Origin of the sequence: Bradyrhizobium sp. CCBAU 53421, from assembly GCF_015291625.1 — a bacterium.
In the GTDB taxonomy this organism is placed as follows: domain Bacteria; phylum Pseudomonadota; class Alphaproteobacteria; order Rhizobiales; family Xanthobacteraceae; genus Bradyrhizobium.
Map to the genome: position 1 here is coordinate 2,555,282 of NZ_CP030047.1, position 16,323 is coordinate 2,571,604.

General features: G+C 62.1%; 17 protein-coding genes. 15 read left to right on the top strand and 2 right to left on the bottom strand.

Going from position 1 to position 16,323, the window contains the following annotated elements:
* The first annotated feature begins 29 nt into the window (after positions 1 to 29).
* From XH92_RS12080 to XH92_RS12125, 10 genes are all read left to right on the top strand, one after another.
* Positions 30 to 1,520, top strand: a complete 1,491-nt coding sequence (locus XH92_RS12080) for a pyridoxal-phosphate dependent enzyme (RefSeq protein WP_194459408.1) — start codon at positions 30 to 32, stop codon at positions 1,518 to 1,520.
* A gap of 280 nt (positions 1,521 to 1,800) precedes the next feature.
* On the top strand, positions 1,801 to 2,964 hold the full coding sequence (locus XH92_RS12085; protein ID WP_194459409.1) for an ABC transporter substrate-binding protein: 1,164 nt from the start codon (positions 1,801 to 1,803) through the stop codon (positions 2,962 to 2,964).
* Positions 2,965 to 3,076: 112 nt separating this feature from the next.
* Positions 3,077 to 3,949, top strand: coding sequence for a branched-chain amino acid ABC transporter permease (locus XH92_RS12090; RefSeq protein ID WP_194459410.1), 873 nt, complete (start codon positions 3,077 to 3,079; stop codon positions 3,947 to 3,949).
* Positions 3,946 to 4,980 carry a branched-chain amino acid ABC transporter permease gene (locus XH92_RS12095; protein ID WP_194459411.1) on the top strand — a complete coding sequence of 345 codons (1,035 nt, stop codon included), beginning with the start codon at positions 3,946 to 3,948 and terminating at the stop codon, positions 4,978 to 4,980. The genes XH92_RS12090 and XH92_RS12095 overlap by 4 nt, the downstream gene beginning before the upstream one ends.
* Entirely contained in the window at positions 4,977 to 5,783 is an 807-nt protein-coding gene (locus XH92_RS12100) for an ABC transporter ATP-binding protein (RefSeq protein ID WP_246788378.1), read from the top strand. The genes XH92_RS12095 and XH92_RS12100 overlap by 4 nt, the downstream gene beginning before the upstream one ends.
* Entirely contained in the window at positions 5,770 to 6,474 is a 705-nt protein-coding gene (locus XH92_RS12105) for an ABC transporter ATP-binding protein (protein ID WP_092125969.1), read from the top strand. Before XH92_RS12100 ends, XH92_RS12105 begins: the two co-directional genes overlap by 14 nt.
* Before the next feature lie 6 nt (positions 6,475 to 6,480).
* Positions 6,481 to 6,690, top strand: a complete 210-nt coding sequence (locus tag XH92_RS12110) for a hypothetical protein (RefSeq protein WP_194459412.1) — start codon at positions 6,481 to 6,483, stop codon at positions 6,688 to 6,690.
* A 141-nt stretch (positions 6,691 to 6,831) separates the two neighbouring features.
* Positions 6,832 to 7,956, top strand: a complete 1,125-nt coding sequence (locus XH92_RS12115; protein WP_194461227.1) for a Re/Si-specific NAD(P)(+) transhydrogenase subunit alpha — start codon at positions 6,832 to 6,834, stop codon at positions 7,954 to 7,956.
* 11 nt (positions 7,957 to 7,967) lie between these two features.
* The gene (locus tag XH92_RS12120; RefSeq protein ID WP_050403072.1) at positions 7,968 to 8,285 is read left to right on the top strand and encodes a proton-translocating transhydrogenase family protein; all 318 of its coding nucleotides are present in this window, start codon (positions 7,968 to 7,970) and stop codon (positions 8,283 to 8,285) included.
* A 45-nt stretch (positions 8,286 to 8,330) separates the two neighbouring features.
* Positions 8,331 to 9,728: an NAD(P)(+) transhydrogenase (Re/Si-specific) subunit beta gene (locus XH92_RS12125; protein WP_194456623.1), complete on the top strand. Its 1,398-nt coding sequence runs from the start codon at positions 8,331 to 8,333 to the stop codon at positions 9,726 to 9,728.
* A gap of 573 nt (positions 9,729 to 10,301) precedes the next feature.
* Here XH92_RS12125 and XH92_RS12130 read toward each other — a convergent pair.
* Positions 10,302 to 10,853: a thiamine pyrophosphate-dependent enzyme gene (locus XH92_RS12130; RefSeq protein ID WP_194459413.1), complete on the bottom strand. Its 552-nt coding sequence runs from the start codon at positions 10,851 to 10,853 to the stop codon at positions 10,302 to 10,304.
* Between the two features lie 74 nt (positions 10,854 to 10,927).
* Entirely contained in the window at positions 10,928 to 11,452 is a 525-nt protein-coding gene (locus tag XH92_RS12135; protein WP_194459414.1) for a thiamine pyrophosphate-binding protein, read from the bottom strand.
* Positions 11,453 to 11,756: 304 nt separating this feature from the next.
* On the opposite strand from XH92_RS12135, the gene XH92_RS12140 reads away from it, so the two are divergent.
* From XH92_RS12140 to XH92_RS12160, 5 genes are all read left to right on the top strand, one after another.
* The gene (locus XH92_RS12140) at positions 11,757 to 12,665 is read left to right on the top strand and encodes a PotD/PotF family extracellular solute-binding protein (RefSeq protein ID WP_246788379.1); all 909 of its coding nucleotides are present in this window, start codon (positions 11,757 to 11,759) and stop codon (positions 12,663 to 12,665) included.
* A 24-nt stretch (positions 12,666 to 12,689) separates the two neighbouring features.
* Entirely contained in the window at positions 12,690 to 13,541 is an 852-nt protein-coding gene (locus XH92_RS12145) for an ABC transporter permease (RefSeq protein ID WP_194459416.1), read from the top strand.
* Positions 13,541 to 14,362, top strand: coding sequence for an ABC transporter permease (locus tag XH92_RS12150; RefSeq protein ID WP_194459417.1), 822 nt, complete (start codon positions 13,541 to 13,543; stop codon positions 14,360 to 14,362). Before XH92_RS12145 ends, XH92_RS12150 begins: the two co-directional genes overlap by 1 nt.
* A gap of 12 nt (positions 14,363 to 14,374) precedes the next feature.
* Complete coding sequence (locus XH92_RS12155; RefSeq protein WP_246788380.1) at positions 14,375 to 15,484, top strand: ABC transporter ATP-binding protein; 1,110 nt, start codon at positions 14,375 to 14,377, stop codon at positions 15,482 to 15,484.
* Between the two features lie 153 nt (positions 15,485 to 15,637).
* On the top strand, positions 15,638 to 16,198 hold the full coding sequence (locus XH92_RS12160) for a hypothetical protein (RefSeq protein WP_194459419.1): 561 nt from the start codon (positions 15,638 to 15,640) through the stop codon (positions 16,196 to 16,198).
* Positions 16,199 to 16,323 lie beyond the last annotated feature (125 nt).

Genomic DNA, 16,323 nt, shown 5'->3' on the forward strand with positions numbered 1-16,323 from the left:
CAGAGAACTCTCCAACAGGGATGTTTGAAATGGCGTTCGTAATCGAGCCGAATGTTGTCGACCGGAAAGGCTGGCGGCAAGCCGCGGCGCAAGCCCGCAAACTTAACCTGAAGCTGCCGACCTTCTCTCAGCTCGCGCACCCACCGCTTCCGTCGGCCAGGGTATGGGAGGACATTTCGGCGGTCGGACCGGACGAGCCGAGTGCCGCGAACCTCTGGCGCATGCACTGGTACAATGCGGAGAACCGCAGGGGCAGGGACCTGGTGCCGGGCCATATCGTACTGCCAAAGGAGATCACGGGCGTCGATGCCAAGATCATCGTGCTGCTCGGCGATCGCTTCCCGATGATCGGCGCACACAAGGTGCTGCCGGCCTACGCCGCCTTGATCGAGCAGCTTGTGACCGGGCGCTTCGATCCATCCAAACAGAAGGCTGTCTGGCCTTCCACCGGCAATTATTGTCGCGGCGGTGTTGCCGTCTCACGGATCCTCGGCTGCCGCGGCGTTGCGGTCTTGCCCGAAGGGATGAGCCGTGAGCGCTTCGAATGGCTCGAGAAGTGGGTGACGGATCCAGCCGACATCATCCGGACACCCGGCACCGAGAGCAACGTCAAGGAGATCTACGACAAGTGCGCGGAACTCAGGCGAGACGACAGCAACGTCATTCTCAACCAGTTCTCGTCATTCTCGAACTATCTCATTCACTATGAATGCACCGGGCGCGCGGCGGAGGATGCCTTCAAGGCGTTCAATCAAGACGATAACCACGAATTGGCGGCCTTCGTCTCGGCAACCGGATCGTCGGGGACGATCGCCGCGGGTGATTTTCTCAAGACCCGCTGGGGCTCGAAGGTCGTTGCCGTCGAGGCGCTGGAATGCCCGACGATGCTCAACAATGGCTATGGCGAGCACAACATCCAGGGCATCGGCGACAAGCACATCCCGCTCATTCACAACGTCATGAACCTCGACTTCGTCGTCGGGGTCTCGGACCGAACGACGGACCAGCTCAATCTGCTGTTCGGCTCGCAAGCGGGCCGGGATTATCTTGAGACGCGCCGCGGTCTCGAACCCGCGCTAGTGCGCGCCTTTGACCATGTCGGCATCTCCGGGCTCGCCAACATCGTCGCCTCGATCAAGCTCGCAAAGCAGATGAACTACGGGCCCGAGAAAGCCATCGTCACCGTGGCGACGGACAGTGCCTCCATGTACGGCAGCGAACGCAGGCAGTTCGAGGCGAAGCACTACGCACGTGGTCTTGATCAGGTGAATGCTGCCGAAATCTTCGGCGCCTGCCTGCTCGGTGCCGCCGCCGACAATGTCGTCGAGTTGACGGAGCATTCGCGCCGCGCCGTCTTCAATCTTGGCTACTACACCTGGGTCGAGCAGCAGGGAGTTTCAGTCGCCGATTTCGAGCGGCGCCGTTCGCAGTCCTTCTGGAGCAAGATCCAGGACAGCCTGAGCGAATGGGATCAACTCACCATCGAATTCAACAAGGAAGCGAATTTGGCGAACGCCTGATCGGCTCGCGCGGCATCGTGTCCGTCGAAGGAGTTTCGAAACTGGTCTAGGCGAAAGCAATCGCGCAAATGATGAGCGGCTGCGTCAATTGAGGGCACTGCGAAAACAAAAATAGAGCAGGGCGCCTGCTTGACGACGGATTAGAAGTGTCTTTAAGATACTAAGAATAGGATGATAGGATCATCATCCCAGCGGTGACGAATGGCCGGCATCCATAAGCTGGCGCGCTGCACTGGTGTTTCGTTCCCTAGGCATGGCTCTTGCGAGCACAGGAGGAAAGATGAAGCGAGCACACGGATTGATTACGGGCGCGGCCCTCGCCGCGGCAATGTCGACCGCACTGGCGACGGGCGCAGCGGCGCAGACCATCAAGATCGGTGTCAATGAGCCGCTCACCGGTCCGTTCGCCGCTTCCGGTACTTATGTCGTGAACGGCGCAAAGATTGCCGCCGACGAAATCAACGCCAAGGGCGGCTTGCTCGGTCGCAAGATCGAGCTCGTCATCGAAGACAACAAGAGTAATCCGACCGAAGCCGCCGCCGTCGCCGAGAAGCTGATCACCGGTGACAAGGTGCCCGTGATCATGGGTGCCTGGGGCTCGAGCCTGACGCTCGCCGTGATGCCGAAGCTGATGGAATACAAGGTCCCGATGGTGGTGGAAACCTCGTCCTCCAGCAAGATCACGACATCGGGCAATTCCTACATCTTCCGCATCTCGCCGCCGTCCTCGGTCGAGGCGACCGAGTTCAAGTCCATCATGCCGTCACTCGGCATCAAGAAGGCCGACTTCCTCGTCATCAACAATGACTGGGGCCGCGGATCGGCCGAGGACTTCGGCAAGATCATGAAGGCGCAGAACATCCAGGTCGGCCTCGTGGAAATCATGGACCAGGCCGCCCAGGACATGAGCGCCCAGCTTGCCAAGATCAAGGCGACCGACTCGGACACGATCATGGTCACGACCGCGGTCGAGCAGCTCACCCTGGTGTTGAAGCAGGCCGCTGCGCTCGGCATCACCAAGCGCATCGTCACCACCGGCGGTTCGCAGAACCCGGATCAGCTGATCGAGCAGGCTGGCGCCGCAGCGAACGGCTCGATGCATTTGACGACCTTCGCACCCTGGTATCCGGACAAGACCCCGGACCCGGCAGCAACGAAGTACTTCCTTGGCGAGTGGAAGAAGCGTGGCTATGCGATCGCCGGCGCGACCGAGAGCTTTCGCGGCTACGACGGTATCCGCACGATCGCCAATGCGATTCAGCGGGCCGGCAAGGCAGAGCCCGCGGCGATCACCGACGCGCTTTGGACGACCGACTTTCCCGGCCTGAACGGCCAGATCAAGTTTCAGAAGCAGGGGCCGACCGGCAAGGAAAGCGGCCAGAGCATGCCCAACCTCTATCTGATCAAAATCGAGAACGAGAAGATCGTCCTGTCGGGCTCCTGAGCTCGACGACTTGCGGAAGGCGCCACCATAACGGGTGGCGCCTTGGCATTGCCTCGCCCATAGAACATGCTCTGAAGAGAGGATCAGCGGTCTTTCGGCCGAAAAAATCAGCATGACCGAGCTTCTGCAACACATCGTCAACACGCTCATTCTGGGCAGCACCTACGCGCTGCTGGGTATTGGGCTCACGCTCATCTTTGGCATCATGCGTGTCGTCAATTTCGCGCACGGTGAGCTGTACTCCTTCGGCGCCTATGCGCTGTACTTCGTCGGCGTGATGCTCGGCCTGAACTTCTTCCTTGCACTGATCGTGGCGGTCGTGCTGGGCTGCTTTGCCGGTGCGCTGATCGAGGTCGTCTTGTTGCGTCCGATGCGTGGTGCCGACATCGATACGACCATGCTGGTCATGATCGGCGCCATGATTGTGATGCAGAATGGTGAGCAGTTCGTCTGGGGTGGCGTCGCGAAGTCGGTCTCGACACCGTTCCCGGAGCTTCCGCTCGTGATCGGTTCGATTTCGGTGTCCTGGTTGCGCCTGTTCGTCTTCTGCGCGGCCCTTGCCCTGATCGGCGTGTCCTATCTCCTGATCAACCGCACAAAGCTCGGAAAGGCGATGCGCGCGACCTTCCAGGATCGTGACGCTGCTTCGCTCATGGGCGTCAACATCCAGTTCATCTACATGGCGACGTTCGCGATCGGCTCGAGCCTCGCGGCGGCGGCGGGTGCCTTGCTCGGACCGGTCTACGTCATCTCCCCGCAAATGGGCAACCTCGCATCGCTGAAGGCTTTCGCCATCGTCATCCTGGGCGGTCTCGGCAGCATTGGCGGGGCCACCATCGGCGGCTTCCTGCTGGCGCTGGCCGAGGAGCTTGGTGCCGGATACGTTTCGTCGGGCTACCGCGATGCCATGGGCTTCCTGATCATCATCGCCGTTCTTCTCTTCAAGCCGACCGGCCTGTTTGCGCGCGCGGAGCGGATCGGATGAATCGCTTGATCCCCTATATTGCGCTCGCAGCGTTCGCATCAGTCCCGCTCTGGCTGCACGATCCGTATCTGCTGAATGCCTTCATCACGACGGGTATCCTCATTATCGCGGCGATGAGCCTCAATCTCCTGCTCGGGTACACGGGGCAGCTGAGTCTGGGTCACGTCGCCTTCTTTGGAATCGGAGCCTACACCAGCGCGCTGGTGTCGCTCGGATTCGATGTCGAGTTGATCGGCGGTATCCGCGTGGTTCACGAACCCTGGCCGGTCTGGACCGGGTTCGTGATCGGCACCCTCGTTGCCGCGCTCTGCGGCTATGCCGTCGGGAAGCTGTCCTTCAAGGTGCGAGGTGCCTACTTCGTCATCGTGACCATCAGCTTTGCGGAAGTGGTCCGGCTGATCGCGCTGAACTGGGTCGAGTTAACCCAGGGGCCGTTGGCCTTGACTTCGATCCCGCCGATGACGCTGGGGCTGCCCGGGGTCGGCTATCTCGACTTCTACAGCAAGCAATCCAACTACTACCTCGTGCTTGCCGTCCTTGTGGTGTCCTACATCGTCATCCGGCGTCTGGTTTACTCCCGCGTCGGGCGGGCCATGATCGCGCTCAAGGAGAACGAGTCGCTTGCGGTCTCGGTCGGGATCGACGTGACCCGCTATTTGGTGCTGGCCGCGGTCTTTTCGGCCGGCATTGCCGGGGCCGCCGGCAGCCTCTACGCCCATTACCTCAAGATCATCGACCCCGACGTGTTCGCGTTCCTCTACACGGTCACGATGGTGATCATGGTGATCTCGGGTGGCAAGGGCACCCTTGCGGGCCCCATCGTTGGCGGCCTCATCTTCGGATTCATTCCGGTCGCGGCCCGTTCTTTCGCCACCCCCGAGATACAGTGGATACTCTATGGCTTGCTGATGATCATCATCGTCTTCGTGTTGCCGAAGGGGATTGTCCCCGCCGTTGAGAAGTGGTTCGCGGCGCCCAGCACCCGCGTAGATCCGGAGCCTCTCCAAGCCAAGATGCACGACACGCCATGAGCACCATGCCCTCCAACACCCCGCAGCCGGTTCTGTCCGTTGAACATATCGCCGTGCATTTCGGCGGACTGATTGCGATCACCGATATGAGCTTCGTCGTCAATCAGGGTGAGATCGTCAGCCTGATTGGACCGAACGGCGCCGGCAAGACGACGGCGTTCAACGTCATCACCGGCTTTCTGCGGCCGACCAAGGGCGAAGTGCGCTACAAGAATACGTCGCTGAGTAACCTCAAGCCGCATGAAGTCACGTCACTTGGCCTGGCGCGGACCTTTCAGCGTACCAGCGTGTTCCAGAGCGTGACTGTGTTCGAGAACGTGATGATCGGCCTGCACCGGCGCAGCCGATCGACGCTGCTGGATACACTTCTGGCGCTGCCGCGCGAGCGGCAGGCGGAGGCGGAGTTGCGGAACCTGGCGCACCAACTGCTCGAGATCGTCGGGATCGCGCGCCGTGCCCACGAGCTCGCCGGGTCGCTGTCCTACGGCGACCAGCGTTTGCTCGGCGTCGCCCTTGCACTTGCATCGGACCCGTCGATGCTTTTGCTGGATGAGCCGGTGTCGGGCATGAACGCGACGGAAACCGCCCGGTTCATGGAGCTGCTCCACAAGCTGCACGGCCGCGGCATGTCGATCCTGCTGGTGGAACACGACGTGCCGATGGTCATGGGCGTCTCCGATCGCATCGTCGTGCTCAACTATGGCCGCATCATCGCCGAAGGGCCGCCTGCGGCGATCCGCGGCAATCCCGAGGTCATTCGTGCCTATCTGGGTGAAGGAGCCAGCCGGCATGCTGCACATTAACGGTCTGGTTTGCAGGTATGGCAAGGTCGAGGCTCTCAAGGGCGTCACCTTGTCGATCGGGCAGGGGCAGCTGGTCGCTCTGATCGGAGCTAACGGTGCAGGCAAAAGCACGACGTTGCGGGCGATCTCGGGAATCCTGCCTTCGGCCGCCGGACGGATTACGTTCGACGGGCACGACATCACGAAGTGCTCGGCGCGGGAAATCCTGAGCAAGGGAATCGCACATTGCCCCGAGGGGCGGCGTGTGTTCCCCGACATGACCGTCGACGAAAATCTCGATATGGGCGCCTATCTGCGGTCCGACCGGAGGGAGATCGCAGCGGATCGGGAGCGGATCTTCGGGATGTTTCCGCGATTGGCCGAGCGTCGTCACCAGGTTGCCGGCACGTTGTCCGGAGGCGAGCAGCAAATGCTGGCGATCGGGCGCGCGATCATGTCCAAGCCCAGGCTCATGATGTTCGACGAGCCATCGCTTGGCCTGGCCCCCAACATCGTTGAACAGGTGTTCTCGATCATCGATGGCATCAGGAAGTCCGGGACGACGGTCTTGATGGTCGAGCAGAACGCCTACTCGGCGCTCGAGATGTGCGACTACGCCTATCTTCTGGAGACCGGTTCGATCGTTCTGTCCGGCAGCGGCAAGGATCTGATCGACGATGAGCACGTGCGGTCCGCTTACCTGGGTGGATGACGGGAAGTGAGCAAGGATGATGCGGCCCTCACGGAGGATGCGGCAGCGCGAGCGACGAGCGACGTGCATTCGGACGAATGCCTGGCGCTCCTCGCGTCTTTCATGAGGGGGCGAGATCGCAAAGCACGCGCCGAGATCGTCAGGTTTGCGCAACGATGCGCTTATTTCGAACCCGGCGGAATTGTCTCTTTCGGGTTTGAGGCGACCCGCGACTGACGCGTCGATGTTTGCAAGCCCGAAAGTCCAGCGACGCAATCGGCAAGCCTGGGGCAAAGACGGGTCCTCTGGCGTGATGTCGTGCTTGCGTCGGTCATTAGGGGAATAGCTTCGTTGGTTCTCAAAGGTGGTGCCGTGAGCGTGAAGATCGCCGTTGCCAAGGAAATCGATGCGTCGGAGCCGCGGGTTGCGGTTTCGCCCGATACCATCAAGAAGTTCAAGGCGCTGGGCGCCGAGGTCGCGGCCGAGCCGGGCGCGGGCGTCAAGTCGGGGCTGCCCGATTCGGAGCTCACCGCGGCGGGCGCGACCGTCAGCGCCGATGCGCTCAAGGACGCCGACATCATCATCAAGGTGAAGCGGCCCGAAGCCTCCGAGCTTTCGAAGTACAAGCGCGGCGCGCTGGTCATCGCGATCATGGACCCCTATGGCAACGAGGCCGCGCTGAAGGCGATGGCCGATGCCGGCGTGTCGGCGTTCGCGATGGAGCTGATGCCGCGCATCACCCGCGCCCAGGTGATGGACGTGCTGTCCTCGCAGGCCAATCTCGCCGGCTACCGTGCGGTGATCGAGGGCGCCGAAGCGTTCGGCCGCGCCTTCCCGATGATGATGACCGCCGCCGGCACCGTGCCGGCCGCAAAAGTGTTCGTGATGGGCGTCGGCGTTGCTGGCCTGCAGGCGATCGCGACCGCGCGGCGGCTGGGTGCCGTCGTCACCGCGACCGACGTGCGCCCCGCCACCAAGGAGCAGGTGGAGAGCCTCGGCGCCAAATTCCTCGCGGTCGAGGACGAGGAGTTCAAGAACGCGCAGACCGCCGGCGGCTACGCCAAGGAGATGTCGAAAGAGTATCAGGCCAAGCAGGCCCAGCTTACCGCCGAGCACATCAAGAAGCAGGACATCGTGATCACCACCGCGCTGATCCCGGGCCGTCCGGCGCCCAAGCTCGTCTCGGGCGAGATGGTCAAGTCGATGAAGCCCGGCTCGGTGCTGGTCGATCTCGCGGTCGAGCGCGGCGGCAATGTCGAGGGCGCGAGGCCCGGCGAGGTGGTCGAGACCGACGGCATCAAGATCGTCGGCTACACCAATGTCGCCGGCCGCGTCGCCGCCTCGGCCTCGAGCCTGTATGCGCGCAACCTGTTCTCGTTCATCGAGACGATGGTCGACAAGGCCAATAAGGCGCTCGCGGTCAATTGGGACGACGAGCTGGTCAAGGCCACCGCGCTGACCAAAGACGGCGCCGTCATCCATCCCAACTTCCAGCCGAAGTAAGGAGAGAAGCCATGGAGCATCTCGCGCAGGCCGTCGATCCGTTCGTGTTCCGGCTGTCGATCTTCGTTCTTGCCGTGTTCGTCGGCTACTTCGTGGTGTGGTCGGTGACCCCCGCGCTGCACACGCCGCTGATGAGCGTGACCAACGCGATCTCCTCGGTGATCGTGGTCGGCGCGCTGCTCGCGGTCGGCGTCGGCATGGTGTCGAGCGGATCGGGCTGGGCCCGCGGCTTCGGCTTCATCGCGCTGATCTTCGCCTGCGTGAACATCTTCGGCGGCTTCCTGGTCACCCAGCGCATGCTGGCGATGTACAAGAAGAAAGCCAAGTGAACGGCTACCACCTCGGGGTGAGTCAAGAATTTGGGGGGACCTGAGATGAGCGCCAATCTCTCTGCACTGTTGTACCTCGTGGCGGGGGTGCTGTTCATCCTGTCGCTGCGCGGCCTGTCGAGCCCGGCATCGTCGCGCCAGGGCAACATGTTCGGCATGATCGGCATGGCGATCGCGGTCGGCACCACGCTGGCGAGCCATCCGCCGGCCGACGGCGTCGCCTGGCTCTTGGTGATCCTCGCGGTCGCGATCGGCGGCGGCATCGGCGCCGTGATCGCGCGCCGGGTGCCGATGACCTCGATGCCGGAACTGGTCGCCGCGTTCCATTCGCTGGTCGGCATGGCCGCGGTGCTGGTCGCCGCCGGCGCGTTCTACGCGCCGGAAGCCTTCGACATCGGCACGCCGGGCAACATCCATCCGCAGAGCCTGGTCGAGATGTCGCTCGGTGTCGCGATCGGCGCCTTGACCTTCACCGGCTCGGTGATCGCGTTCCTGAAGCTGTCGGCACGGATGAGCGGCGCGCCGATCATCCTGCCGTTCCGCCACGTCATCAACATCGTGCTGGCGCTGGCGCTGGTGTTCTTCATCGTCGGCCTCGTGCTGAGTGGCAGCGCGTTCGACTTCTGGATGATCACGATCCTGGCGCTGGCGCTCGGCGTCCTGATGATCATCCCGATCGGCGGCGCCGACATGCCGGTCGTGATCTCGATGCTGAACTCGTACTCGGGCTGGGCCGCGGCCGGCATCGGCTTCACGCTCGGCAACTCGGCGCTGATCATCACCGGCGCGCTGGTCGGCTCGTCGGGTGCGATCCTGTCCTACATCATGTGCCACGCGATGAACCGCTCGTTCATCTCGGTGATCCTCGGCGGCTTCGGCGGCGAGACCGCGGCGGCCGGCGGCGGCTCGGGCGAGCAGAAGCCGGCAAAACTCGGCTCGGCTGATGATGCCGCCTTCATCATGAAGAACGCCTCCAAGGTCATCATCGTGCCGGGCTACGGCATGGCGGTGGCGCAGGCCCAGCACGCGCTGCGCGAGATGGCCGACCTCCTCAAGAAGGAAGGCGTCGAGGTGAAATACGCCATTCACCCGGTGGCCGGGCGCATGCCCGGCCACATGAACGTGCTGCTCGCCGAAGCCAACGTGCCCTATGACGAGGTGTTCGAGCTCGAGGACATCAACTCGGAGTTCGCCCAGGCCGACATCGCCTTCGTGATCGGCGCCAACGACGTCACCAACCCGGCGGCGGAAGAAGACAAGACCTCGCCGATCTACGGCATGCCGGTGCTGCAGGTCTGGAAGGCCGGCACCGTGATGTTCATCAAGCGTTCGCTGGCCTCGGGCTACGCCGGCATCGACAACCCGCTGTTCTACCGCGACAACACCATGATGCTGCTCGGCGACGCCAAGAAGGTCACCGAGAACATCGTCAAGGCGATGTAAGGCGCGCGGAGAAACGCGCTAGCCTCGGTCAAAGCCTTTGCGAATGGCTCACCGGAAGCAGACGACCTATGAAGCGCGAGATCCGATCGGGTCTCGCGGCGACGAAGTGGGACCCAGGATCAGCTCGAGGGAAGGCCATGCCTCACCAGAGGACGAGCAAATCCACATCAGCAAGGCCTGGGGCACCGAAAGTCGACGCTCGACGTGTTGCGGATGATCCGCAACCGCCGCCTCGGCAAGCTCATTCGCTTGGACCGGGGAGCCGCTGCTACTGAAGTGAATAACGGGCATGCCGACGGAAATCGACGCGGCCACATCGATCCGCAAGGCATCCTGGTTGCAGTGCATCGTTGTCGTCGTCCTCATCAAGAGCGCGACCGAACCAGCGAATAGTCCATCTTCCCAAACATCGTACTAGGTGATGAACGACGGACAAGGACAAAGTTTCGACGTCCTCTGCCTAAGAAGGCAGCGTCTTCCAGCGGCGTGGCGGCATGGGAGCAAACGAAAAGCGGCCCGCTTCGGCAACAACGCAGGCCGCAATGGGAGTTGCGCAAGGGAAATGCCGGTCGACTAGGGCCGCTCGAGCATCCCGCCGCCGAACAGCGTCGGGATGTAACGCGGTGCCTCAATCGCAGCCATGAAGCGGTGTTTTGTCGCGACCGGGTCGAGCGAGATCGGTGGCCGCACGACGTCGACATCGGGCTCCGTCGCCAGAACCAGGACCCCGGCGCCATCGCGCCTCTCGGCCGAGGCGATGCTGGCTGCGAGTCCGCTCGGCGCATTCAGGTTCTCGGCGTGCTTGATTCCTGCGGCGCGCGCCAGCTGCGCCAGATCGAGCGTTGCGTTGGTCAAGGCCTGGCCGCCCGAAGCCGCGTGAACGCCGTTCTGGATCAGGAGGATGGTGAGATTTGACGGGTTCATCGCGCCAATCGTGACGAGCGTTCCCATATGCATGAGCAAGGCGCCGTCGCCTTCGACAGCAATGACGGGACGGTCCGGTTGAGCGATGGCCAGGCCCAGCGCCAAGGGGAGTGTCAGTCCCATGGCGTCTTCGAAGTAGAAGTTCTCCGGCGCGTGATGCAGCGATGCCCACAAATACGAAGCATTGCCGAGCGACGTCACGACGAGCGCGCGGGACGACGGCAGATTGCCGGCAAGCGCCCTATAGTAATCCGCTCGGATCGGTCGTGCATTGGTCACCACTGGATATCCTCCCGACCCATGAGCAGGGCAAACGGACACGAAGCTTCTTCCGCGTAGGTTGCGGCATGTTCGATCTGCGGACCGATCGGGCGGTATCGATCGGTGCAAGCATGGGCGAGGCCGATGCCGCGGAAGACCGGCTCCGTCGCCCGGCCCTTCGGCACATGATAGAAGACCGGATCCTCGGGCGTGCCGCGGTAGGACACCAGCATCAGAAGCGGAAATTGATAGCGCTGCGCGAGCGACACCATGCCCGCGCCCATGCTGAGTACGCCGGCATTTTGCACAAGCAGGGCGGTGCGAACGCCACCGAGCCGGCTTCCACAAGCGATCGCAAGCGCCTCCTCCTCATGAGTTGCGCGCACCAGCGTCATGCCCGGCTCCTGGTCGATGCGAATGAGGATTTCGCCCAGCCAGCTGTCGGGGACGGAGACGACGGTGCCGAAACCAAGACGCTTGAGCGTATCCAGAACGGCAGACGGCCGATGGGCCTCTAGTGCTTCCGTCGATGTCGTCATCGACTGCCTCCGTGATGTCAACCAACGTGGCGCGCAGGCTAAGCGCAAATGGTACTATTGTCGATATGATAAACCTATTGCAGGTCGATGGAGTGCCTGATAAAAGGTACTATAAAGCAGATGATAAGTTTAATTTCACGATTGCGGATTGCAGCTGGAGCCGGGCGCTGCATTCCGTCGCTGGAGGGAGACTGCACCTATGCTTCGCCTTTGGTCTGTATTGATCGCTCTTCTGATTGCGTTGCCCGCTCATGCACAAGACAAACTCGTTGTCAGTATCTGGGGCGGCAGCTGGCGTGATCTGGTGGCCGAGACGGTTGCCAGGAAATTCACCGCCGAAACGGGCGTTCCCGTCGAATTCATCACCGGCGGCACCATCGATCGACTCAACAAGGAAAAGCTCGCCAAGGGAAATCCCGTGAGTGATGTGACATTCACGACGTCGCATGTCGGGTGGCTCTATGCCAATGACGGACTGTTCGAGACGATCGATACCTCGAAGATCCCCAATGCGAAGAACCTCGCGGACGAGGCGCGTATAAGTCCTTATCACCTCGGCGCCTGGGCCTACGTTTACACGATCGGCTACCGCCCCGATCTGATCAAGGACACCAAGTTCGAGAGCTGGAGCGATCTCTGGAAGCCGGAGCTGAAGGACAAGCTCGCCGCTCCGGATTTCGATCCCGGCCACATCATTGCGGTCTCCGCCATTCTTGCCGGCGCCGACCCGGCCCATTGGGAGAAAGGCGAGGAGAAGCTCAAGGCGCTGAAGCCAAACTTCAAGGCGTTCTACACCAACGACGCCAACAGCCAGCAATTGCTCGCGAGCGGCGAGACGCCGGTGCAGATCGTACTTTCGATGAACGCCTATTACATGATAGGGCAGGGTATTCCGATCGCGCTTGCGATGCCGAAAGAGGGGGCGGTGCTGGGAATCGACACCGTCGCGATCATGAAGGGGTCGAAGAAGGTCGATCTCGCATACAAGTTCATCAACACGCTCTACGACCCGGATATCCAGGCCGAGATCTCGAAGCAGAAAAAGGGCAGCCCGGCCGTCCTCAACGCGAAGATCGATCCTGAGATCGCCAAGCTGCCGGGCGTCTTCACATCGGCGGAGCAGTGGAAGCAGCAGATCAACATCGACGCCAAGCTGCGCGCCGGCAAGACGGCGGAATGGCGCAAATGGTTCGCCGAAAACATCATGAACTGATCCGTTGCCAGATCGGTCCGCATCATGAACCAGCAGCCATTTCTGCGCATCTTCACGGCGCCGGCAACGCTCTGCGCCATCGGATTCCTCGCGGCAATGGCTGCGGTCCTGCAATACAGCCTCCGGGCCTACGTGCCGGGATCGCTCGACCCCGGCGGATTCACGCTGGCGAATTTCGCCGATCTCCTGAAACCGCTCTATGCGCGTGTGTTTCTCGATACCGTCATCGTGTGCGCGATGACCGCGGTCGTGACGTTGATCGTCGGATATCCGCTGGCCTATGCGCTTGTGCGTGTCGAACAGCCGATGCTGCGCTCCATTCTCCTCGTGATTGTCGTGACGCCGCTGTTTCTGGGCGAGGTCGTTCGTACCTATGCGTGGATCATCGTTCTGGGCAACAACGGCTTCATCAATTCCTTGCTGATGTCGCTCGGCCTCATCGGCAAGCCGCTGCAGTTGATGTTCACGCCCTTCGGCGTTGTGGTTGCTCTCGTGCACGTCACGCTGCCGGTCATGGTGATCATGCTGGCCGCCGGACTATCCCATATCGATCGCGACTATTCCCGGGCGGCTGAAAGCCTGGGAGCCGGTCCCGTTCGCGTGTTCCTGACCGTGACATTGCCGCTGTCCTTGCCAGGCGTGGTCGCCGGCACCACGACGGCATTCGCCTGGACGTTCTCGGCATTCGCCACGCCGCAACTCATCGGCGGCGGCCGCGTCAACATGATCTCCAATCTGGTCTACCAGCTTGGATTTTCGAGCTTCAACTTTCCCTTCGCCGCGACATTGTGCGTGGCCGGGCTGGCCTTGACGGCCCTGGTGCTCGGACTGCTTCAGCTTGCCTCCCGCCCGCTCCAGAAGATCGAGGTGCACTGATGACCCCGCGCTCGACCTATCAGAGGGTACTCGGCTGGATCGGGCTGCTGACGGTGCTCGTCATCGTCGCCTTTCTCGTATTGCCGGCGGCGGTCGTGACCATCGCGGCATTCAACGACAAGCCTATCCTGTCGTTTCCGCCGCAAAGCTGGTCGTGGCGATGGTTTGGTCGGGCCATCGCCTATGAAGATTTCAGGCAAGGGTTCTTCAACGGCTTGATCGTGACGGCCTGGAGTTCGACGATCGCGCTGTGCATTGGCGGCATGTTCGCTTTTGTCATCGACCGCTACAAGTTCCCGCTCAAGTCTGCCATCGAGGGAATCCTCATCTCGCCGTTGGTGATTCCGCACTTCACGGTAGGGCTCGGCTTTCTCATGCTGGCGGCGCAAGTGGGCCTGAGCCGCGGTTTCACGGTCGTGGTGATCTGCCACGTCATCCTGGTGCTGCCGTTCGTATTGCGCAGCGTGTACGTGTCGCTGAGGAATCTCGACCAGAGCTACGAACACGCCGCATCGAGCCTTGGCGCCGGACCGCTTCGCGTCCTGACTACCGTCACCTTGCCGCTGCTGCTGCCCGGGCTCGTCAGCGGCTGGCTGTTCGCGGCGATCCTCTCGTTCAACGAGTTCACGGCTTCGTTGTTCGTGACCTCGCAGCGTACCCAAACGCTTCCTGTCGCGATGTACAATTACGTGCGCGAGTTCGCTGATCCGTCGATGGCGGCTCTGTCGGTCATGTACATCGTCGGCACCGCCGCCTTGATCGCCTTTGCCAATGCGTTCCTGGGTCTCGGCAAGGTCCTCAACATCGAGCAGTCTCACTAGGGAGCACGGATTTTGAAGCCGTCTGCGAATGCCGGAGGAGGACAAACGGCGGTCCATTTCGACGCCGTGACCAAGCGATTTGACGATGTCATGGCCCTGAACGACGTTACGCTCGGCGTTGGCCGCAGCGAGTTCGTGACGCTGCTCGGTCCATCAGGATGCGGCAAGACCACGCTGCTCAAGCTGGCTGCGGGCTTCCTGGGGGCGGACGGCGGTTCGATTTCGATCGAAGGCAAGCGCGTGAATGACATTCCGACCTATCAGCGCGGCATCGGCATGATGTTTCAGAACTACGCGCTGTTTCCGCACATGAGCGTGGCGGATAATGTTGCCTACGGCCTGAAGACGCGGCGTGTTCCCAGGGCAGAGCGGGACAAGCGCGTCGCCGAAGCGCTGGCGCTGGTCAAGCTGACGGGCATGGAGAACCGCAAGCCTCGGCAATTGTCCGGTGGCCAGCAGCAGCGCGTTGCGCTCGCGCGGGCCCTCGTCATCAATCCGACCGTCCTGCTGCTCGATGAGCCGTTCTCGGCGCTGGATAAGAGCCTGCGAACTTCGATGCAGGTGGAGCTGCGGGAGATCCAGCGCAAGCTGGGCCTGACCACGATTTTCGTGACGCATGACCAAGGCGAGGCCTTGAGCATGTCCGATCGTGTGGCTGTCATGTCCGAGGGCCGTATCAGGCAACTCGGAAGCCCTGTCGACGTCTATCGCAGCCCGGCGGACCCGTTTGTGGCCAGCTTTGTCGGCGACAACAACAGGCTGCGCGGCCAGCTTGTGAGCATGCAGGCCAGCCAGGCGATCGTCGCGCTCGGCGATGCGTTGGTGAAGGTGCCGGGCGAAAGCCTTTCCGGGCTGGAGAAATCAGCCGCGGTTGACCTCTTCGTCCGCCCCGAGCAGTTCAGCGTCGTGGCGCCCGAGGAGCCGTGCGCCATCAAGGGCAGCGTTGTGGCCCAGATCTACCAGGGTGGCCACGTCGATCTTCAGATCGAGTGCTCAGGAGGCGCCGGGGACCGGTTGCTGGTGCGATCCCCAGGCGAGCAGGCTGTTCTGCGTTGGCCAATGGGGGCACCCGTCGGCATTGCCGTTCAAGCAGATCGGTGCTCTGCATTTCCCGCAGCCTGATCGCAATCGTCTTTCGCGGCGGCGTGAGGGTGGAGGAATCAGCTTGCGGTATATTGTGAGGCTTGGTCTGGTGGCGCCTGCCTCGCTGCCTCCCGCGGCGTCGTTGGCACCGCTGTCACCTGGTATCTGGTCACGCAACTCCGGAGAGAATGCTTGAGCGAGCCCCAATCGATCACAGCAGCCGAGGCGATCAGCACGTACATCGAGGCGAAGGACCGAAACCGGCCCCAGCTGATGGAGCAGGCATTCGTGCAGGACTGCGAGCTTCAGATGCAGCTCCTGACCGACGCAATCTCTTTTCCAAGCTCCGCTCACGGATTGGAGAGCGTCACCGAGGTTCTCGTACGGAGCTTCGGATTGCAGTATGAGAATGTGCGCACCTTCTGCCTCTCACGCCCTGACGCCGATCGCATTCCGCGGTTTCAATGCGACTGGCTGGTGGGGATGTCGAACAGGTCCGATGGCGACGTGCGCGTCGGTTGCGGTGAATACACCTGGGATTTTGACGCCACCGGAGACGGTCGCGTCAAGCGGTTGCTCATCAAGATCGAATTCATGTGCGTGCTGCCGGCTGTCCATCAGGCGCCTATCCTGCAGCGGCTTTCAGCCATCCCGTATCCCTGGACTTCATACGGTGAGGCGCGCACAGGTTTGCCTTCGATCGATGCCTTGACGCCGATTGCTCAATTCCTCCAGCGGAAGCTGCACAACTGACGGGCCGTTGAACGCTGCAGGGCGGCCTATTGATTTCAGGCTTCGATGGCGAAAGCACGCCCGGTCTCGCGCGAGCTAGGGGCTCCGGTCGATTTGGCCCGACTCGGCTCATGTCAGAGCTGATG